General features: G+C 42.0%; 19 protein-coding genes, 1 tRNA gene and 1 riboswitch. Of the genes, 9 read left to right on the forward strand and 11 right to left on the reverse strand.

The annotated features are described in order from the left end of the window. Window positions 1-22: 22 nt before the first annotated feature. Window positions 23-583, forward strand: a complete 561-nt coding sequence (locus CO230_RS09445; RefSeq protein WP_122028950.1) for a fasciclin domain-containing protein — start codon at window positions 23-25, stop codon at window positions 581-583. 63 nt (window positions 584-646) lie between these two features. Here CO230_RS09445 and CO230_RS12280 read toward each other — a convergent pair whose 3' ends face one another. Together CO230_RS12280 and CO230_RS09455 are read right to left on the reverse strand one after the other, a co-directional pair. Beyond that, window positions 647-1870, reverse strand: coding sequence for a hypothetical protein (locus CO230_RS12280; protein WP_185140490.1), 1224 nt, complete (start codon window positions 1868-1870; stop codon window positions 647-649). After that, the gene (locus CO230_RS09455; protein WP_122028370.1) at window positions 1870-2466 is read right to left on the reverse strand and encodes a Crp/Fnr family transcriptional regulator; all 597 of its coding nucleotides are present in this window, start codon (window positions 2464-2466) and stop codon (window positions 1870-1872) included. Before CO230_RS09455 ends, CO230_RS12280 begins: the two co-directional genes overlap by 1 nt. A gap of 107 nt (window positions 2467-2573) precedes the next feature. On the opposite strand from CO230_RS09455, the gene ppk1 reads away from it, so the two are divergent. After that, the gene (gene ppk1 / locus CO230_RS09460) at window positions 2574-4640 is read left to right on the forward strand and encodes a polyphosphate kinase 1 (RefSeq protein WP_122028371.1); all 2067 of its coding nucleotides are present in this window, start codon (window positions 2574-2576) and stop codon (window positions 4638-4640) included. A gap of 24 nt (window positions 4641-4664) precedes the next feature. Continuing rightward, a riboswitch (cobalamin riboswitch) is annotated at window positions 4665-4834 on the forward strand. 101 nt (window positions 4835-4935) lie between these two features. Continuing rightward, window positions 4936-6849 carry a TonB-dependent receptor plug domain-containing protein gene (locus CO230_RS09465; RefSeq protein WP_122028372.1) on the forward strand — a complete coding sequence of 638 codons (1914 nt, stop codon included), beginning with the start codon at window positions 4936-4938 and terminating at the stop codon, window positions 6847-6849. Between the two features lie 54 nt (window positions 6850-6903). On the opposite strand, the gene CO230_RS09470 is transcribed toward CO230_RS09465, so the two are convergent. Both CO230_RS09470 and CO230_RS09475 read right to left on the reverse strand, forming a co-directional pair. Further along, window positions 6904-8328 (reverse strand): CCA tRNA nucleotidyltransferase, encoded by a 1425-nt coding sequence (locus CO230_RS09470; protein WP_122028373.1) that lies wholly within the window; start codon window positions 8326-8328, stop codon window positions 6904-6906. A gap of 43 nt (window positions 8329-8371) precedes the next feature. Next, the gene (locus tag CO230_RS09475; protein ID WP_228438122.1) at window positions 8372-8731 is read right to left on the reverse strand and encodes a hypothetical protein; all 360 of its coding nucleotides are present in this window, start codon (window positions 8729-8731) and stop codon (window positions 8372-8374) included. 139 nt (window positions 8732-8870) lie between these two features. On the opposite strand from CO230_RS09475, the gene CO230_RS09480 reads away from it, so the two are divergent. The 4 genes from CO230_RS09480 to CO230_RS09495 are packed head-to-tail and all read left to right on the forward strand — an operon-like array spanning window position 8871 to window position 12627. Beyond that, entirely contained in the window at window positions 8871-9329 is a 459-nt protein-coding gene (locus tag CO230_RS09480; RefSeq protein WP_122028375.1) for a GtrA family protein, read from the forward strand. Window positions 9330-9363: 34 nt separating this feature from the next. After that, window positions 9364-10101, forward strand: coding sequence for a lysophospholipid acyltransferase family protein (locus CO230_RS09485; RefSeq protein ID WP_122028376.1), 738 nt, complete (start codon window positions 9364-9366; stop codon window positions 10099-10101). A gap of 32 nt (window positions 10102-10133) precedes the next feature. Continuing rightward, the gene (locus tag CO230_RS09490) at window positions 10134-11579 is read left to right on the forward strand and encodes an MFS transporter (RefSeq protein ID WP_122028377.1); all 1446 of its coding nucleotides are present in this window, start codon (window positions 10134-10136) and stop codon (window positions 11577-11579) included. 58 nt (window positions 11580-11637) lie between these two features. Then, complete coding sequence (locus CO230_RS09495; protein WP_262601887.1) at window positions 11638-12627, forward strand: DUF3810 domain-containing protein; 990 nt, start codon at window positions 11638-11640, stop codon at window positions 12625-12627. Between the two features lie 532 nt (window positions 12628-13159). Here CO230_RS09495 and CO230_RS09500 read toward each other — a convergent pair. From CO230_RS09500 to greA, 7 genes are all read right to left on the reverse strand, one after another. Further along, window positions 13160-13233 (reverse strand) — tRNA-Met (locus CO230_RS09500). Between the two features lie 46 nt (window positions 13234-13279). After that, window positions 13280-14560 (reverse strand): peroxiredoxin family protein, encoded by a 1281-nt coding sequence (locus CO230_RS09505; RefSeq protein ID WP_122028379.1) that lies wholly within the window; start codon window positions 14558-14560, stop codon window positions 13280-13282. A 53-nt stretch (window positions 14561-14613) separates the two neighbouring features. Beyond that, entirely contained in the window at window positions 14614-14850 is a 237-nt protein-coding gene (locus tag CO230_RS09510; protein WP_162990020.1) for a signal peptidase, read from the reverse strand. Between the two features lie 11 nt (window positions 14851-14861). After that, complete coding sequence (locus CO230_RS09515; protein ID WP_122028381.1) at window positions 14862-16844, reverse strand: T9SS type A sorting domain-containing protein; 1983 nt, start codon at window positions 16842-16844, stop codon at window positions 14862-14864. 89 nt (window positions 16845-16933) lie between these two features. After that, window positions 16934-18115 (reverse strand): ATP-dependent Clp protease ATP-binding subunit ClpX, encoded by a 1182-nt coding sequence (clpX, locus tag CO230_RS09520; RefSeq protein ID WP_122028382.1) that lies wholly within the window; start codon window positions 18113-18115, stop codon window positions 16934-16936. 60 nt (window positions 18116-18175) lie between these two features. Further along, a complete protein-coding gene (locus CO230_RS09525; RefSeq protein ID WP_122028383.1) occupies window positions 18176-18565 on the reverse strand; it encodes an HIT family protein in 390 nt (129 codons plus the stop codon). Window positions 18566-18576: 11 nt separating this feature from the next. Continuing rightward, window positions 18577-19047, reverse strand: coding sequence for a transcription elongation factor GreA (greA, locus tag CO230_RS09530; protein ID WP_122028384.1), 471 nt, complete (start codon window positions 19045-19047; stop codon window positions 18577-18579). 99 nt (window positions 19048-19146) lie between these two features. Here greA and CO230_RS09535 point away from each other — a divergent pair, with 99 nt between their 5' ends. Both CO230_RS09535 and dtd read left to right on the forward strand, forming a co-directional pair. Beyond that, the gene (locus CO230_RS09535; protein WP_122028385.1) at window positions 19147-19596 is read left to right on the forward strand and encodes a hypothetical protein; all 450 of its coding nucleotides are present in this window, start codon (window positions 19147-19149) and stop codon (window positions 19594-19596) included. Between the two features lie 10 nt (window positions 19597-19606). After that, on the forward strand, window positions 19607-20056 hold the full coding sequence (dtd, locus tag CO230_RS09540; protein WP_122028386.1) for a D-aminoacyl-tRNA deacylase: 450 nt from the start codon (window positions 19607-19609) through the stop codon (window positions 20054-20056). Window positions 20057-20109 lie beyond the last annotated feature (53 nt).

The following is a 20109-nucleotide window of genomic DNA, read 5'->3' on the forward strand; positions in this document are numbered from 1 at the left end:
TTTTTATACAAAATTAAATCAAATGAAAAAAACTGCCTTTATCTTAGGAGCGCTGCTTTTTGTATTCACTTCTTGTGAAAAAACCGACACTGTAGCAGCCGCCAACACTGATAATCAATCGGTAACTGTAGGGCATGGCCAAGACGGCATTCAGGACGATGTTTCTAACCCAAACATTGTACAACTGGCGGTGAAAAACCCCGACTTATCTACGCTGGTTACAGCGGTACAAACAGCCAAGCTTGAAGGGGCACTCAGCAGCACAGGGCCATTTACGGTATTTGCGCCCCTAAATTCAGCTTTTGACAAACTGCCTGCCGGCACTGTAGATGGATTACTGAAGCCTGAAAAAAATGACGAACTTTCTGATATCCTCAGTTATCATACCTATGTCGGTGTCATCAAGGAAGATCAAATGGCTGATGGACAAACCTTGGGCATGGTGAACGGAAAAAACATTAAAATAAGCATGGTAAACGGCAAACCCGTCATCAATGGAAAAGCAAGGATTATGGCTACCGTACCCGCGTCTAACGGTGTGGTATATGCGATTGACGAAGTATTACTGCCAGAAAAACAGTGATTCAGTTTATTAAATTTAATTGTTTTAAACAGCGCGGCAAACTTTGTTTGCCGCGCTGTTGTTTTACAGATTTGCCGGCAGTCCGCGCTTTTTCAGATTGATAAAAATCACCAATAAACCTGTGAAAATTACTGCGGAGAACAGCAATAAAAGTTCATTGGCAAACGGCACCGCAATATATTTAATGGAAAAAATACCCATAATCCCCAAAATGGCTTCATTGAGGAAAATACCAAGTAAAAAAAGCTTCAGACCTGTCAGCAGTTTGTTGGGTACCATAAAATAATTGGTCGCTAAGACCTGGTTCAACAGGAAAGTAGCGATACACATCAGTAAAACCAAATGCAGATAGGCAATCACTACATTCCTGAACCCGAACGCAAACTGGCTGATCACCGGGATATTACTGCCCAATTGCAACGCAATCTTCACCGCAAATGCAAAACCCGTAAAAATAAGTACAAAACGCTGCATGGGCGACCATTTAAGAACCAGATTCGTCCAGTTTCTCTTCACGAACCTGAACAGCAGTACTGCCCCGACGGTTTGTGAAAGGGTAGCAAGCACTATAATGGCAAACAGATACATCGGCAGTTTCATCCACAGCACCGAAAGTCCGAACCCGATCAAACAGCCAAAAAACATCAGCCAAAACAGCCACTTGTTTTGCTTTTCTGTCATCTGTGCTCCCGCTTCGCGTATGGAAAACAGAAGTAAACCGATACATGAAAAGATAAAGAAGCCGTTATACTGAAAATGCAGATAATAATATTCCGACGCCAGATATAAATTTTGGGAAATATTGCCCGAACTCATCATGTAAGACAGACCAAATACCCCTACAGAGGAGATGACCGCAAAAAACAGCCCACCGAGAAACCATATTTTAGACATTTCCTGAAACTTACGGGCATCGCGGAAAAAGAAGAAGCAGAACACGAAACTCGTAAGCAGCGCCGCCGCCGAAGCCACGATAGAACCCCAAAAATAGCCACCATAAATGAACAGTCCCAGCATCGAAAACGAGGCTATCAGATTGGCCATGATCAGATAGTCATATTTTTTCAGATCAATCGCAGTGTTCATTTTACTCAGATAATTTACGATGAGTACATACAGCACATGCGTAATCCAACCATAGAAAGCAAAATGCGAATGGGCGTCCTGCAGGTGTTTCTGATCTACAAAAGGAAGCGAGTATAAAATTTTATACCGCATCACTACCCCCAGGAAAGCCACAATTAAAAAATTGAATATCGAGAATTTCAGCCAAAAAATGCGTTGCATCAGTAGTAAATTTTATGATTGATGAGTTTAATTTTTTCTTCGCGTTCCATTTTCTTTACCGTACGGATAACGGTTTCGATCGCCAAACCGGTAGAGTTGGCCATTTCTTTTCGCGTAACGTTGATGATGGTTTTCTCGTGAGGCTCCATCCCCAAACCTTTTTTATAAATTTTCAGGAAATTTATAATACGCTCGTGTGGGCATTGGTGTACGATGGATTTCAGGCGCATGGTTTTTTCGTACGCCTTTTTGGCGATTTCCTTGGTAAAATCAAACAACAGATCAGGATGTGCCGCCATGAACTCCCGAAAATGCGCTGTAGTGAAACTGAACACTTCCGCTGTTTCGCTCGCGATCATAGCGTTGGCCGGATATCTTTCGCCCAATAAAAAAGGGGGTTCCCCTAAAAACTGGTTCTCGAGCACTTTATTAATCAAAAACTCCTTCCCTTCAGAATCGATATTATAAATCTTCACTTCACCTTCCAAAAGATAAAAAAGGTGACTTGCCCTTTGATCTTCACGAAAGAGGACATCTTTCTTTTTCATTTCAAGGACGGGGATGCCGTTTTCAAGTAATATCTCTCGTGTAAACATTGGCAGTTTTATTTCAAATTTAACAAAATTTATTCATACACCACGCCCAAGGCGCTTCAAAAAGGGATAAAAATCGTTATTTTTGAACATCAATAGAAGATGCGATTATGGCAACAACTTTCAACCCACGGGATATTACTTGGCTGGCCTTCAACGAACGTGTGCTGCAGGAAGCGATGGACGCCAATGTACCGCTGCATCTTCGTATCAGATTTCTTGGGATCTTCTCGAACAACCTCGATGAGTTCTTTCGAGTGCGGGTGGCCGGGCTTAAACGTGCGATGGATTTCAAGGAAAAATTCATCACCGAATCCTTTTATCAGCCACCTACAAAAATCCTTCAGAACATCAATGAGATTGTCATCCGACAGCAACTGAATTTCGATAAAACCTGGCGAAAGATTCAGATTGAAATGGCAGCCGAAAACATCTTCATAAAAACAGCCAACAATCTTACAGAAACACAGAAAAAATTTGTCCGCCAATATTTTGATGAAACGGTAGAGAGTAACGTGATCCCTATTTTGCTTCATGAAAACGCGCCGATGCCTTATCTTCGCGATAAGTCGCTTTATATGGGAATCGCGATGCGGCGTAAAGACGTGCAGTACGCCAGTAATTATGCCATCATCGAGATCCCTTCGCGTGCAGTGGGCCGTTTTGTACTGCTCCCTACCGAAAACCAGGAGAAAAATGTAATGTTGCTGGAAGAAGTGATTGCCTTTAACCTGCCACATATTTTTTCATATTTCGGGTATGATGAGTTCGTGGCGCACTGCTTCAAAGTGACTAAAGATGCCGAATTTGACCTTGATAATGATATTAAAACTACACTCGCCGAAAAAATAGAAAAAGGCATCAAGTCCCGCCGTAAAGGGAAACCTACGCGTTTCGTCTTCGATCGTGAGATGGATAAGGCATTGCTGGAGTTCCTCATCCGGAAGCTCAATCTTACGAAAAGAGACAGCATTATACCCGGTGGCAAAATTCATAATTTCCGGCATTTCATGGATTTCCCTGAGGTCTTCAAAGATGATGCAACTCCCGAAGAAAGAACCTCGTTTGAACACCCCAAATTTCTTCAACAAAGAGTCACCGATGTCATTCAACAGACTGATGTGCTGCTTACCTTCCCCTATCACCGTTTCACGCCGGTCATCGATTTGCTGCGCGAAGCGGCCATGGACCCCGAGGTAAAATCCATACAAATTACCGCCTACCGCCTTGCCAGCCAGTCAAAGATTGCAAACGCGCTCATCAACGCGGTTCGTAACGGGAAAGAAGTAACTGTAATGCTGGAACTTCGTGCGCGGTTTGACGAGGAAAGCAACCTGGTCTGGAAAGACCTGCTGGAGCAGGAAGGCGTAAAAGTGCTGGTCGGCATCCCGAATAAAAAAGTACACGCCAAACTTTGCATCATCAAGAAGCGCTCGCAAAACAAAACCATACAGTACGGCTTTGTAAGTACCGGCAACTTTAATGAAAAAACAGCCAAAATCTATGGCGATCACTTATTGATGACATCAGACCGTGGCATCATGGCAGATATCAATAAAGTCTTTCACGTTTTACGCAAGCCTAAAAACGATTTTCTGCCCACCCTGAAATCCTGTAAAAACCTGTTGCTGTGCCCACAGTTTATGCGCGAAAAAATCACGCAGCATATTGAGCTTGAAATTGCGGAAGCCAAAGCAAACCGAAGAGCGGAAATCATTATTAAAGTAAACTCGCTGAGTGACCGCGATCTTATCACCAAACTATATGCAGCCGCTGAGGCCGGTGTGACAGTGAAACTTATTGTACGTGGGATCTACTGCGCCGTGAACCAAAAGAACTTCAAGAAAAAAATCCACGCCATCAGTATCGTAGATGAATATCTGGAACATGCGCGTGTGATGTATTTCTACAACAAAGGCCATGAAGACCTCTACATTTCTTCAGCCGACTGGATGACGCGGAACCTTGACCACCGCATTGAAGCCGCCGTTAAAATCACCCAGAAAAACCTAAAGAAAGAAATCAGGGACATGCTTGACATTCAGCTAAGTGACAATGTGAAAGCACGCATCCTTGATAAAAAGCTCCGGAACGAATATGTGAAGACCGACGGCCCCGAGTTACGCTCCCAGGTCGCTACCTATCATTATCTGAAAAACCTCGGTAATCCTGCATAAACCGTTTTCCTATTTGCGTAATCATTAAAAAACCTTACCTTCGCCACACTTTTGGAAAAGGGAACCACGTGCGAATCGTGGACTGTCCCCGCAACTGTAAATCACATAAAGAAATTACCTCAAACAAACCACTGGAAACGGGAAGGTGAAGTAATGTGAAAGTCAGGAGACCTTGCCAGAAACACGATTAATAAACGCTTTCGGAGGAAGAGACGTGAATGTGCCGCACAATTTCTGTTCGGTTTTATTTACCCACATTTTTCCGATAAGTACCACACTAACTTATATAATTCTTATGAGAAAGAAATTATTTTTTGTGGGTGCGATGCTTGTCGTAAGTTCAAACATTTTCGCCCAGCAGGAGCAAGAATCCACCATTGATGAAGTCACCATTGCTTCAAAAACACGCCAACAACTCTACAAAACCGGCAAAAATGTACAGTTGATCACCGCAAAAGACCTCGAGAAACAGCAGGGAAAATCGCTTACAGAAGTATTAAACCAAGTCGCAGGTTTTCATACCGTAGGAAACTATGGCAATTCTCCCGAACCGAAGGCCCTGAAGATCCGTGGCGGGAAAAGTGCCAACATCTTGATCTTGCTTGATGGGATTCCGCTGAAAGATGTTACAGGAAACGATTATACGCTATCAGACCTGCGCCTGCTGGCTTTAGAAAACATCGAAAGCATCGAAATACTAAACGGGGCCTCTTCGGTACTGTATGGCAGCAACGCGACTGTGTCGGTCATTAACATCAAAACAAAACATACTTCAGTTAAAAGTATAGAAGGAATTTTATCCGCGCGCGCCGGCTCCTTTTCCACTTTCGGACAAAATGCGTTGATAAAAGGCAGGTGGAAGCAGTTCGGTTATCAGGTGTCCGGTTTTAATGAAAAATCCGAAGGTATTTCTTCAGCCGCAGGAAAAGATTTCGAGAAAGACGGTTTTGAAAAACAGAATTTTAACGCCCAGGTGGGTTATTTAGGCGAGGCCCTGCAGGCCAACATCAGCGCTGGCTGGCAGCATCACCTTTTCGATTATGATGGTGGCGCTTTTACCGACGCAGAATACCGATCCGACGACCGGCAACACTACGTTAGCGCGAATGCCGGCTATCGTTATAAAAACGGCGAAATTACGTTTAACGCACGCTTTTCGGGCAATGAAAGACTGGGTGAGAGCTGGGTAAACAACCGCTATGAAGATCAGTTCTCCTACACCGGAAGAAACTTCTTTGCGGAACTGTTTAACAATTACCGATTTTCAGAATTCGCCAGCATCACCGCCGGTGTACAGTATGAAGACCAAAGGATGGGCGCAAAATCGCTACCGTGGGGCGGATCTGGGCTGCATGATGATTTATTCATAGATGACACTACGTTTCATCATTTCGATGTGTTTGCCAACCTGCAACTCAGTTACAAATCATTACACGCTGATGCAGGCGTTCGAATGACTGAAAACTCTAAATTTGGCAATTACTGGGTGTACAGCCTAAACCCATATTTACTGAAGGAAACATCGGAACTGTTTTTTAAAGCTGGCTATTCTTATTCTACCGCATTTATTGCACCGACGCTGTATCAAACTTACGGTTCGCTTCCTTATGTTCTGCCGAATTTCGAACTTACCCCAGAAACAAACAGCGCGCATGAAATCAACCTCAGCGCCGGTAAGAAAGACAGAAGTCTAAGCATCACTGCCAGCCTTTTCTATCGTGATGAACAAGATGCATTTGCCTATGAAACAGTAGATTACACCACTTATGCCGGCCAGTTCAGAAATATCGCGCAAAATTCCGCCAAAGGTTTCGAGATTGGTGCGGACTATCAACCTGTGAGACAGCTTCGTTTTGGAGGAAACTTCAGCTTTACTGAAAAAGAGGAAAATACGACGATGCTAAGACAGCCTAAACAGCGCGTGAATTCGTATCTTGATCTTCAACTTTTGAAAAATACGCAGATATTACTGAACCATCAGTTTGTCTCCTCCCGCACAGATTCTTACTATGACGGATCTACATTCAGTGTGAAAGAAGTTACTTTAGAGCCCTACCATGTATTCAGCCTGAATGTACAACAAAAAATACGGCCACATGTGGAAGCCTATTTACATGTCGGCAACCTGTTTAATGAGCGGTATGTGGATATAGTGGGTTACCGCGTGAAGCCACGCCATTATACTTTTGGCGTTAATTACCGATTTTGAAGCTAATAAAATTTTTGGGAGCGTTGTTAGGGCTTAAAGCCCTAACAACGCTTTTTAAGGTGAGGGTTCAAGCCCCAGCGTGGCCGCTTCGCGGATGACGAAGGTTCGGGCTTCGGTTTTATCATTTGCGATCTCGCCTTCCAGGATTGCTTCTTTTACTTTTTCCTTCAAAATCCCGATCTCACGACCTGGCTTCAAATTGAAAAGCCCCATGATTTCCTCGCCTGAGATTGGCGGCTGAAAGTTTCGGATATGGTCTTTCTCTTCCACCTCCTTTATCTTTAGGGCTACATATTCAAAATTCTTCTTGAATTTCGCCTGTTTATGGCTGTTTTTCGTTGTGATATCTGCTTTGCAAAGGGTAAAGAGATCTTCTAAATCCTCACCGGCATCGAAGAGCAGACGGCGCAAGGCCGCATCAGATGTTCCGTCATCAATCAATGCGATGGGACGTGATGAAAGTTTCACCATTTTCTGCACATACCTAAGATCATACCCCAATGGAAGTTTAAGCCTCTGAAACAATTGTTTTACCATTTTTGAGCCTAAAAACTCATGCCCATGAAAAGTCCAGCCTGTACCTTCAACAAATTTTTTAGTGGGTGCTTTGCCTATATCATGAAGTAACGCGGCCCAGCGTAGCCACAGCTTATCGGTGTTCCGTGAGATGTTATCTACGACTTCCAGCGTGTGCCAAAAGTTATCTTTGTGTGTTTGCCCTTCCACTTCCTCTATGCCGCGCAGTGCAGTTAACTCAGGAATGATAAGTTGTAACAGACCTGTTTGTTCCATCAATTTCAGACCTATGGAAGGCTTTTCAGACAGCATCATTTTGTTAAATTCAACCATCACCCGCTCCATGGATACAATCGAGATTCTTGCGGCTTCTTTCTTAATGGCCTGTAGAGAACGATCTTCAATACTGAAATTCAAAGTAGCGGCAAAACGTATCGCGCGCATCATCCGCAGCGGATCATCAGAATACGTCTGGCTGGGCTCAAGCGGTGTGCGTAAAATCTTGTTCTGTATATCAGTTATGCCACCAAACGGATCTATCAGTTCACCAAAGGCATCTTGATTAAGAGAAATCGCAAGTGCATTGATGGTAAAATCACGACGTTTCTGGTCATCCTCCAGACTTCCTGTTTCAACGGAGGGCTTGCGTGAATTTTCGGCATAACTTTCTTTCCGTGCCCCTACAAACTCGAGATCGAGACCGTGATGGCGGAACATCGCTGTACCGTAATTTCTGAATACCGACACTTTTTGGTTTGGGTTAATTTCTTTCGCGACTGCCTGTGCCAAGGTGATACCGTTGCCTTCGGTAACAAAATCGATATCCGTGGGTGCCTGCCTTTTCATCAGCAAATCCCTTACATATCCGCCAACGATGTAGACCGATTGGTTATGTTGCGCTGCAATGCCAGATATGAGTTTAAAGAGTTTTAGATTTCTATTTTGGGAAAGATTGATCATCATGCAGGTTACGGTAATTGGCTGCAAAGATACGGAAAGTGCTGCGTTAGGAAAAACCAGTTGATGTGACGGAAAATGATGGACGTTCTTGGCCTGCTGTTGGCAAAAGCCAGCTGTTTATTTCTTCTTCTAAACATTGGGTTTGTAGAATGATAGCATTTATAAAATCATCTGGGATGTTGGTTGTTTCGCTGTTTTCAAGGTTCCACAACTCGTCGCTCATCATTTGATATTCCGTAAAGATTCTTTTAAAACGATCGCTTTTTTCTTCTAAAGCCTGTATTTCTTTTTGATGGCTGCTGAATTTCCGGTACGGTCTTTTGGGAGTCATAGAGAGTTTTTTTAAAATTAAAAGATAAGAAAACCGTGAAAAACGGCTGTTAGAAGTAAAATACCACCATTGCAATGTTTTGGAAATGAAACTATTACATAACACTCGAAGAATTATAATTTAAAAGTAAATATAATATCAACATGAAAAAATATTTTAACAGCTTTTTCTTAATCTTTAACATATAGTTATAAATTTGCATTGATACCTATATATGAAGACTCTTCTGCTGCGGCAAAAACAAGTGATCCTTTTCATTATCGCCGGTGCACTGAGCGCGGTGGTGGAGATTGGGTCTTTTAAAATATTCAGTATTTATCTGCCTACTGTATTCCCCTGGGAGTATCGTTTTTATGGCATACATTTCCCGCTGAGCAATATTTTCTCTACCAGTTGTGGTATCCTCACCAATTATTTCCTGAGCATCTGGTTTGTATTCGTACGCGGCCGCCATTCTAAAAACCGGGAGTTCGTGTACTTCATGGGCGTATCATTCCTTTCTACGATGGTAAGCCTGGCCTTTTTCCAGATATTTTTCGGGTTTGTATTCTCCAGTCATCTAGATTTAAGTATGATCGTCATCAGCCGCGAGATGTTGAGTAAAGTTTCGGCCATCTTGCTGGTTTCTGTGATGAATTATACGGTGAAGAAAAAAATTATTTTTAACGGGTAAAAGCCGGTGGATAATCCTTTAAGAAGATAAAAAAATGACAAGAATCCTGAATTATATATGGCGTGGGTGGATGGTTATTTTGGGAACTGTGCTTACACTGGCGCTGGGAATCCCTGTCCTGTTGCTCTCCATCAGAAAAAATCATTATAAATACGCCTACAAAGTCATCAGACTATGGTGCTACGGGATGTTTTACGGGATGGGTTTCCGCTATGAACTCATACGGCTGACGGATAAAAAAATAGATCCGTCTATGCAGTATGTATTTGTATCTAACCATACATCTATTATGGATGTAATGCTGCCGTGCATATTGATGCCTCATCATCCTTTATGCTACGTGGGGAAAAAAGAACTGGTGAAGATCCCCGTTTTCGGCATCATTTACAAAAGAGTTTGCGTGATGGTGGACCGCAGTTCGGCCAGGAGCCGCGCTGAGGTTTATCGCCGTTGCGCAGAAAGAATGGAGGAAGGCCAAAGCATTGTGATCTTCCCAGAAGGTGGCGTACCCGATGACACTTCGGTGGTGCTGGATCAGTTTAAGGATGGTGCTTTTATTCTTGCCTCCAAACATGAGTCGCCTCTGGTGGTGTTTACATTTACAGGTTTGAAGGAGATGTTCCCTTTCGATCATTCCAAAGGACACCCGGGGAAAGTCAAGGTGTATCTAAACGACATCCTGAGCCCTTACCACAGCGTAAATGAACTGAAAAATGAAGCGCACATGCTGATAAAAAATGTATTACTGGGACAAATTGAGAAAATAAAATAACTATATTTGTTACTAAGTAATTCTTAACAAATATGTCAACAAACAATTCTAAAACCAATTGGGGCCAGTTTATCCCTTTGGTAACGGTGTTTTTTTTCTGGGGATTTGTTGCGGCGAGCAACGATATCTTGATACCTGTTTTCAAAAAAGCATTTAATCTCACCCAAGGACAAAGCCAGTTAGTCTCACTCGCTTTTTACATTGCCTACACCGTAGGTTCCCTGATATATTTATTCATATCCAAATCTTTAAAGAACGATTTAATCAACCGAATTGGTTATAAAAACGGCTTGATATACGGCTTACTTATCTCCGTAGTGGGTACGTTATTCTTTATCCCAGCGGCTAATAACAGTTCCTTTATACTCATGATCAGCGGGTTGTTTATTATTGGTTTAGGATTTTCTCTTTTACAGATCGTCGCAAATCCTCTGGCCATTGCTTTAGGACCTAAAGAAACCGGTTCGCAACGACTTACACTTGCAGGCGGGATCAATAATTTTGGAACAACCGTAGGACCACTGATTGTTTCTTTTGCCATTTTTGGTGTAGCGACCGCGGAAAATACAGAAGCCAGCATCGAAAGCGTAAAACTCCCATATTTAGGACTTGGTATCGCCTTTATTCTGGTTGCTCTGCTTATTAAATTCTCGAAACTGCCACAGATCACCGCTGTTGTAGAAGAAGACACAGCTGATGCACCAGACGGGCACCACCGAACATCCGCATTTCAGTATCCGCAGCTGGTACTTGGGATGATCGCGATCTTCGTCTATGTGGGTGTAGAGGTAGCTACCGCAAGTAACCTACCCGCCTATATGGAAAACGACCTTGGTTTTGAAACCAAAGATATTGCGCCTTATATTTCACTTTACTGGGCCTCCCTCATGATTGGTAGATGGGGCGGCGCAGTAGAAGCATTTGACGTGAAAGCTGGCACCAAAAAAATCCTACGGTTCTTAGCACCTTATTTGGCCTTTGGTGTATTTCTGGGAGTAAACGCTATCGCCAAACACGACCTCAGCCCTTTCTATATCTATGGCGCGGTGATATTGGTAATGATTGCGGGTGATATCATGAGTAAAGGAAATCCCGCAAAGATGTTGCTGATTTTCTCGTCTCTTGGCATTCTGGCACTCCTGCTGGGGATGGCAACTACGGGCATGGTTTCGGTGTATGCGTTTACGAGTGTGGGGTTATTCTGTTCTACCCTTTGGCCCTGTATTTTTGCACTCGCCATCAATGGTTTGGGCAAGCATACCAATCAGGGATCCAGTTACTTGATCATGATGATTATGGGGGGCGGTATCGTATCTTGGCTGCAAGGCGTTTTAGCGGATATGACCAATATCCATTTCAGTTATATCATAGGAATTGTATGTTTTGCGTATTTGGCATTTTATGCCATCCGTGTGACTGGCATCCTGAAAGCACAGGGCATTTCATTAGACCAAATAAAAAATGAAAGCGGCCACTAACCGATATTTATTACAGAAAAAAAGATTTTGGGCGGGTATTTTACTTGCCCAATTTCTTTTGTTTTACCTTTTCTCGAAACTCGATTTCTTTATAAATCTAAGCGCCGGTCTATTTGAATTTCAAAAAGCAGTCCACCAAAGAATTTTTGCGGCTGTTCACTTTTCTGTTGGTGATGTATGCTATATCATATTAGCGGGTTTGTTTATTTTTTTAATCGTAAAGATGATACGAAGACACAGCAGAAAGAAATACGCCATCATCACACTTATCATGCTGAACGTCTTCTATTTCATCTATCAACTGGCATGGGGGATGCTGTATTTTCAGCCGCCTATTATGCAACAACTGCCGAAAGAAGACATCACCGTAGCAGAAATTAAAAGTCTGGCTATACAGTATCTGAACAAATGCATAGAAACAAGAAAAAACGTTAAAGAAGACCAGTCGGGTACTTTCAAAATCACAAGCCTTCAGGAAATTAAGTTTGAAATCTTACAGCAGCAGGAAGCAATACCGCTCTTATTTAATGACAAAAAAAGTACAGGAATCGATGCCTTCAAACCAAGCTTATTCAGTAAGATCATGGGATTTTCAGGGATTCTTGGATATTATAATCCCTTTACGGCAGAGGCTCAATATAACGCGCTGCTGCCATCTACTTATCTGCCATTCACCCTGGCGCATGAAAGCGCGCATCAGTTAGGTTTCGCACGCGAACACGAAGCTAATTTCATTGGCTACTTAATCGGAAAAGAAGCAACCAATCCCGAATTGCGGTATTCCACACAATATTTTGTATTGAAATCACTTCTAAATGCACTGGCAGAAGAGCATCCGGATTTTGTAAAGACCATCATCCGACAATACTCCCCCGGAATGAAGCGAGACCGTGCCGCGGAAAGAAAACACCGTGAAACCCATGAAGGGATATTTGAAGAGATATTCGGCTTTACAAACGATCTTTTTTTGAAGGGGAACCGCCAGGAAGGCAGCATTACCTATTCCTACTTTGTGGATTTGCTGGTAAGACATGAACGTTTGAAATAAAAAAAGAATCGCATCTTACGATACGATTCAAAAACACAAATGATGAAAAAAAATTTATGCCCGAATAAAAGCTATGCCCTTATTAAGACGGTGTAAAATTACCACAAAACTTTTAATTGACCAAATTTTATCCATGAAACGGATATAAAACAAGTAATTTTATGTGACATATAAAAATCTAATAATAATAAATTACTAATTTTGGCAATTTAATTGTAATAATACTTTCAGTTTGATAAAGAATATTTATCACTACAAAAGGTTTAATAACGAAAAAATATTTCATGTTTTATTAAAAAAAGTTTAAAATATTTTTTCCAAACCACCATAAAAGCACTTACAATATATTATTTCGACTGAAATATAAACAGTTGATTAAAATTTATATATCTCAAAACATCTTAAAGTCGGAATTTGGAGTGTAATTATTTGTCTTTCATTAATAATCCGTTAAAGAAATTCACATTATAAACAACCACGATTTACCATATTGTATAATAAACAAAAAATCCCTTTATGAAAAGGGATTTTGTAGCGAAGACGGGAATTGAACCCGTGACCTCAGGGTTATGAATCCTGCGCTCTAACCAACTGAGCTACCTCGCCGTTAAAGTGGTGCAAATATATAAATATTTTGGGATGTAACAAAAAATTAGTTCAGATTTAAATAAGAAATTACATCCGCCGCATGGTCTGGCTTGGCAATGATCTTATTGTTGGCATCAAGCACGAAATAAGTTGGCGTGGCAACTACATTATATTTCTCCGCAAAAGAACTGTACCAACCCTTCAATTCAGTATCATTAATCCACGGGAGGGTTTTGGCTTTATTATCGTAGGCAATTTTGTCAGTATCCAAAGAAAGCGCGATGATTTCTATATTTTTTGATTTCATTGCGCGATATTTTTCAATGAGTTTCGGCACATCGGCTTCACAGTGCGAACAAGTGGATGTCCAGAATACAATGACTTTTTTATCTGCCTTCACCTGATGAATAGATTTCGCAGTGGTATTAGACGGTTGATTAAATACATAATTCTCTAATACAGCACCGATTTCTGTGTTGCTATTGGTAGCGATGGTGCGTGCAAGACGGTCATTAACCGTACATTTCAGGTTCTTCGCCTCAGTAAGATAACGGTTTTTCAGGTCTTTCATACCGTAAGCATCGAAGATTTCAATCAGTTCAGATAAAATAGTCTGGCCGCGGGGTGTTTCTATATTTACTACTTTTAGGAGCTTGTCCACATCCGCAATCAGGTTGGCATTATCACCAGCGTTAAGATACGAGATCAGTACAGGACGTAGCAGAGATGAGGTCTCCAGCATTTCGTTGGATTTGTTCAGAAAGCTTGCCATCTCATCATGTGTGAGTTTCTTGGCCGGGTTTTTCTCTACATATTGGGCGTAATTGGTATGGTAAAACTGAACGAATGGATACTTTGAAATGTCTGTAGTAGCAGCGGAAAGCCTGTTAATTTCACGGTCTAATGCCTGTCTGAATTCAGAGTTTGCGGTGTAATAATCCTTGATTTGGTGGAGTGCGGGGAGAATATATTCTTTTTTCTGCTGCGCATCCTGAAGGGCATTCATCAAAGCATTACTCTCATCGAGATACTGAACATGGGTAATTTTACCATTTTCAGTATCAAACTTTAGTCTTACATCTTTGTTTTCAGAAATAAGGTTTATAGAGGTGTTTCCTTCCGGGAAATAGAGTTTCAACATCCCTATGTAAGGTTTCGTAACATTTATCTGCCAAACATTTCCTTTGCGGATTTCTTTCGCGTTCAGGATGTCTTTGGAACCGTGCAGCGTGTATAAGTACACTTCTTTCGGGCTGAAGCTTGCCGGTGCTTCCACATTTATTTTAAACTGTGATGATACAGTGTTCACTACCAGTATTGATATAATAACTAAAAATCTTTTCATGATGTAAATATAAAAAAAAACTCACCATACAAATTGGTGAGTTTCATTAAGCGTTAAGCCGCCTTGTGCTGTAGTTTTTTCCTGTAGTAGAGGAGTATTATAAATGCTGCGATCATTAATACATATACATACAGATCAATGGGTGAAGCCGGTGTACCAGGTCCAACCGCACCACCTCCACCGCCCGGTGGCGCCTGTGGAGTCATAGGAGGTGCAGGGATTTCTTCAGCCTTGCCTACTATCCCGACCATTAGAAACAGCAGCAGAATAAAATTGGTAAATATTTTCATAATTTGTGTATTTATCTAATGATTTTAGTACTGATTTTAGCTCCGGTTTCAGAAACAGCGGTTACGATGTACGCGGAATTACCTTTCGTAAGATTCAATATAAAATCGCGATCTGCTGGAACATTATTTTCGGAAATTATTAATTTGCCAGATATATCGAACACCTGTACCTGCGCCCGCTTCCACTGTGGATCAAAGCGAACGACGAACTGGTCTGCCGGCGGATTATACACCACCATGGTACGCGAGGGCTTTACGGCCACATCTGTTGAAAGCGCTTTATCGGGTTGCCCATAGTAAAGATTATACTGATCACTTGTCACAGGAATCTCCTGATTTTGGGCGATTTGTTTTACTTCGCCATCAGGTGCCTGATAATAGAATCCTGTCCCGCTGGAAAGTTGTGTTGCTCTATCATTCACCAATTGTGCATTCTCCCGTATTTCAAATTTTAAAGCTTTGATATCTTCATTGTATAACGCTAATGGTATTGCTTTCCCTTTAAAATCTACTTCATTGGCTTCATTTATATAAAGCCAGTACATGTTTTTGAAGTTGGGATCTACACCTCCGTTCACCGGATGCTCTTCGTAAGTGCCAATAATATTTGCACTTCCCAAAGTAGATTGTACTGTTGGAGTAGCTGAATTGCCACTTACGGCATCAGGATAAACGACATAATAGGTACGTGCCATTTCCTGGCCTTTCTCATCAAGGGCTATAACTCCCAATTGTTTCACACTGTTGGAAACATTACGAGCTGCTGTAACACTGTACGGCGTACCCGTAACTCTCGGTGTATAATTAAATCTTCTTAATGTATCAAAATTAAGGGTACGGTTTTGCCCACTTTGAGGGTTGTTATTTCTCATTTTAACGACAAAAGTCTGCATCGGTCTGATGATAACCCCTACATCGCCTACGGGTGCAGCACCATTTGTAAAGTTAATTACTTGGGCATTCCTTGAAAATGTACCGCTTACCAAACTTGTCTCTACAGTACCAGGATCAACACGTATTCCCTGGATATCAGTCAGGGCATTACCATCGCCGTTGGTATCATTAACCCCAATCATCCCTAGATCCAGATTTGTAAGAAATGGATTACCGAACTGATAAATATTCTTGCCAAATGTAGCTATAGACCAAGGACTAGCTGGGTTTGTAGCATAATCCCACTGATCCTGTAGATATGTATTGTACCTTTCATTATAGTAATTCCTGTTATTTCCACCAGAACCAAAATCTACGGCACTGCCCGCATTCTGTAATACCTCAGAAATCCCTTCAGCAACAGGAACGCCCCGCAGGGTATACACAGTACCGTTAGCTACAGGCGCATTAGCCGGCATACTTGCTGGCGGATTAGCGGTATCCAACCCATAGGACCCCAGCATATAGTAGGTATTACCTTTGGTTGTAGAAGAAGATACTGGTAAATTATCAGACACAACCGCCGTATTGTTAAATACCAAAACTTCATTATGGGAGTATCGGGTATTGGTAAAAGTTTTACCGAATGTCCCTATCGCATTTGGTGCGCCAGAAAGACTTGAAATCGTCTTATTACTAAATGGCAGTGCAATCTGTTGATAAGTGCCATGTCTTGCAGCACGATATTCTTTGTCTACCACCCCGACAATATTAGCCTGCGAAAAGCCCTGAAGGTATAACTGGCCATAGGTTGAAGGGTTAGTTGCATTTGCATAATCACCCGGTCGGTTCATTCGGAGGATAAAGTTACCGCCCGTAGTTCTATTAGTTCCATCAGCATTTAATGTTCTAAATACATCAGTGGTGCCGTTACCGACAACCATTACATTTCCTCGTACTTCGTAGATGGCATCCCCTTGTGTTTGTAAACCACCACCATTATACACCAAAGCATTTTCGCCAACGAAAAATCTGGTATTAGGGCTTACATGGAAGAGGACCTGGGCTGATGAAGTAAAACTTGCCGCTAAAAGCGACAGCGTAAGTATATTTTTTCTCATCGTATATGGTTTTGTGTCAATTGGATATGCAAATATCGTACAAAGGTATTTCTTTTTCTAAAAAAACTCAAAATAAATAGTCGTAAATATTAGAAAATGACATTGTTAGCATCCAGAGTCAGCTCATCATACTGATCGATATCAAACATATAATTTTCCAGAACTTTCTCGGTAGTCCCGCGCAGTCCGCGGGCACCAAGCCCTTTGTCCATCGTTTCTTCTACAATTCTTTCAATGGCCTCATCTGTAAAGGTAAGCGTAACACCATCCATTTTAAACAGTTCTACAAACTGATTTACGATAGAGTTTTTAGGCTCCTTCATGATTCTCACCATGGTATCTTTGGTAAGTTTATCCAGATAAGTGACGATAGGGAAACGCCCAAGCAACTCTGGGATCAGACCGAATTTACGCAGGTCTATCGCGTTAAGTTGGCTCAGGATGTAAGCGTCATCTTCTGTTTTGTTTAACTTTTCAGCACTGAAGCCAATAGCCTGCTTGTTCAGTCTTCTTTCAATGATTTCCTTGATGCCATCGAAAGCACCGCCAGCGATAAAGAGGATGTTTTGGGTATTTACCTGAATATATTTTTGATCCGGATGCTTTCTACCACCTTGTGGCGGCACATTTACGATACTGCCTTCCAAAAGTTTTAACAATCCCTGCTGTACGCCTTCACCGGATACATCGCGGGTGATACTTGGGTTGTCGGACTTCCGGGCGATTTTATCAATCTCATCGATGAAAACAATGCCTTTCTCGGCTTTGTCCACATCGTAATCAGCCACCATCAGAAGCCTGGACAGAATGCTTTCCACATCTTCCCCTACATAGCCGGCTTCGGTTAGGATCGTAGCGTCAACGATGCAAAAGGGCACATTCAGTTCGCGGGCAATGGTTTTGGCCAGCAATGTTTTCCCAGTACCGGTTTCGCCGATCATAATGATGTTCGACTTCTCTATCTCTACCTCACGTTTTTCATCCTGTGCATGAAGAAGTCTTTTGTAATGATTGTACACTGCGATAGACAGTTGCTTCTTCGCCTGGTCCTGCCCTATGACATACTGGTCAAGATAAGTCTTAATCTCTTTAGGCTTTTTAAGTTCTGCCATGCTTTCGGCTGCCAAGAAACTACTGCCCGATATATTCTCTTTAATAATGGCATGTGCCTGCTCGATACAGTTTTCGCAGATGAAACCTTCGTTACCGGAAATCAGCAGCTCTACTTCATTTCTTTTTTTTCCGCAGAAGGAACATTGGTTCGGATTCATATATAATGATAAGTATTTTTAAAAAAGTTGTCAAAGCAGAAATACTTTGACAAGGGTTTATTAGATATTCGTAATTGCTTGCTGAATCTCAGCATATTCTTCACCGGTCAGTTGCAGCCGGGGATTTTTAAAATTCATGTCTTCTACCTGATGGATAGGGATGAGATGGATGTGCGCGTGCGGAACCTCGAGTCCCACTACTGCCACGGCGATGCGTTGCTGAGGAAATGCCTTTTGCAGTTTTTTTGCTACCTGCTGCGCAAAACCCCAGAGATCTTTAAATTCTGCCGCGTCAATGTCGAAAATGAAATCTGTTTCATGCTTTGGGATGACCAATGTATGCCCTTCTACCAACGGCATGGCATCCAGAAAAGCCAAATGCCGGTCATCTTCGGCAATTTTATAAGCTGGGATCTCACCCGCCACTATTTTGCTAAAAACAGTACCCATTTCAATAAGATTTAAAGATAGATTTCTAATACTTCAAAAGAAAGCTTATTACCGTTGGGTAACACTATTTCAGCATTTTCGCCTACCACTTTACCCAAAAGGCCTTTTGCAATTGGGGTATTTACAGAGATCTTTCCGGCTTTCAGGTCGCTTTCGTTATCTGGCACCAGCGTGAATTTCTGTTCGGCCTTGGTGGCGTTATTTTTCAGGCGCACGGTGGTAAGGATGGATACTTTCGAGGTATCCAACTGGCTTTCATCAATAACTTTAGAGTTGGCAATGGTATCTTTCAGTTTGGCGATTTTCATCTCCAGCATTCCTTGTGCTTCTTTAGCAGCATCATATTCTGCATTTTCAGAAAGATCGCCTTTGTCACGCGCTTCAGCAATCTGTTGGGTAATCTTGGGTCGCTCTATTGTTTCCAACTGTTCAAGTTCAACCTTCATCTTGTCTAAGCCTTCTTTGGTAACATAACTTGCCATATTTCGTGTATTTAATGTTAGTATAAAAAAATAATCCGACATTTGCCGGACAATGATTTCTGTTTCAATTCGTTTTACAAATATATAAATTTATTTCGAATGCGAAGAAAATTTTCGGTTCTGTTTTTGGCAATTTCACTCATTATCAGCGGCTTAATTATCAGCTCCTGCCGCGAACGCGAAGAAACCGTTCGCTGTTTTCCGCAGACCCCCATCAACGTAGTCCTTAACCTGAATCTACCCGCATATTACCCACTGCAAACAACAAACGGATGGGTATATATTAATGAACAGCAGTCGGGAACCCGCGGATTAATCGTGGTGCGTACTACTACTGGTTTCCGCGTGTACGACCGCAATGCGCCACATATTTGCCCTGATGCCAACACGACGCTTTCTGTAGAGAATAACATCCGGATCGTATGCCCACAAGATGGCGCAGAATGGATTTTGATTACCGGCGAACCCATTAAAGTCGCGCCCATGGCACCAAAGACATATCGGTATAATTATGATGCCTACAGCGGCATCTTAACAATTTTTGATTAAAAAAAACCACATGAAGATTGTTATACAAAGGGTTTCTGAAGCAAGTGTAAAGACAGATGGCATCACTGTAGGATCCATCTCACAGGGTTTGCTCTTGCTTGTAGGCATTGATGAAGACGACCGGCAAGAAGATGCCGACTGGCTGATACAAAAGATCTTGAATCTACGCATTTTCGGGGATGAGGAGGACAAATTAAACCTTTCCGTGCTTGATGTTGCCGGTGAAATCCTCTGTATCAGCCAGTTTACACTGATCGCCGACTATAAGAAAGGCAACCGCCCATCATTTATAAAAGCCGCCAAACCACCTACAGCCGTGCCGCTTTTTGAATATTTTAAAGAAAAGATCGCTGCATCGGGACTGATAACCGAAAGCGGAATCTTCGGTGCAGATATGAAGGTCTCTTTACTTAATGACGGACCGGTAACCATCGTGATGGATTCTAAAACAAAAATGTAACCCGCCCTGGTACTTCATTCACCTGAAATTTAAGTACTTTTGAATAAATCTTT

It is taken from the genome of Chryseobacterium sp. 6424, from assembly GCF_003692615.1.
GTDB lineage: Bacteria > Bacteroidota > Bacteroidia > Flavobacteriales > Weeksellaceae > Kaistella.

Bases quoted from the DNA above. Each gene is read 5' to 3' on its own strand.
- CO230_RS09535 (WP_122028385.1), top strand. From the start codon at position 19,147: ATGCGAAGAAAATTTTCGGTTCTGTTTTTGGCAATTTCACTCATTATC.
- ppk1 (WP_122028371.1), top strand. From the start codon at position 2,574: ATGGCAACAACTTTCAACCCACGGGATATTACTTGGCTGGCCTTCAAC.
- CO230_RS09490 (WP_122028377.1), top strand. From the start codon at position 10,134: ATGTCAACAAACAATTCTAAAACCAATTGGGGCCAGTTTATCCCTTTG.
- CO230_RS09510 (WP_162990020.1), bottom strand. From the start codon at position 14,850: ATGAAAATATTTACCAATTTTATTCTGCTGCTGTTTCTAATGGTCGGG.
- CO230_RS09505 (WP_122028379.1), bottom strand. From the start codon at position 14,560: ATGAAAAGATTTTTAGTTATTATATCAATACTGGTAGTGAACACTGTA.
- CO230_RS09485 (WP_122028376.1), top strand. From the start codon at position 9,364: ATGACAAGAATCCTGAATTATATATGGCGTGGGTGGATGGTTATTTTG.
- CO230_RS09525 (WP_122028383.1), bottom strand. From the start codon at position 18,565: ATGGGTACTGTTTTTAGCAAAATAGTGGCGGGTGAGATCCCAGCTTAT.
- clpX (WP_122028382.1), bottom strand. From the start codon at position 18,115: ATGAATCCGAACCAATGTTCCTTCTGCGGAAAAAAAAGAAATGAAGTA.
- CO230_RS09470 (WP_122028373.1), bottom strand. From the start codon at position 8,328: ATGATGATCAATCTTTCCCAAAATAGAAATCTAAAACTCTTTAAACTC.
- CO230_RS09465 (WP_122028372.1), top strand. From the start codon at position 4,936: ATGAGAAAGAAATTATTTTTTGTGGGTGCGATGCTTGTCGTAAGTTCA.
- dtd (WP_122028386.1), top strand. From the start codon at position 19,607: ATGAAGATTGTTATACAAAGGGTTTCTGAAGCAAGTGTAAAGACAGAT.
- greA (WP_122028384.1), bottom strand. From the start codon at position 19,047: ATGGCAAGTTATGTTACCAAAGAAGGCTTAGACAAGATGAAGGTTGAA.
- CO230_RS09455 (WP_122028370.1), bottom strand. From the start codon at position 2,466: ATGTTTACACGAGAGATATTACTTGAAAACGGCATCCCCGTCCTTGAA.
- CO230_RS09445 (WP_122028950.1), top strand. From the start codon at position 23: ATGAAAAAAACTGCCTTTATCTTAGGAGCGCTGCTTTTTGTATTCACT.
- CO230_RS09515 (WP_122028381.1), bottom strand. From the start codon at position 16,844: ATGAGAAAAAATATACTTACGCTGTCGCTTTTAGCGGCAAGTTTTACT.
- CO230_RS12280 (WP_185140490.1), bottom strand. From the start codon at position 1,870: ATGCAACGCATTTTTTGGCTGAAATTCTCGATATTCAATTTTTTAATT.
- CO230_RS09480 (WP_122028375.1), top strand. From the start codon at position 8,871: ATGAAGACTCTTCTGCTGCGGCAAAAACAAGTGATCCTTTTCATTATC.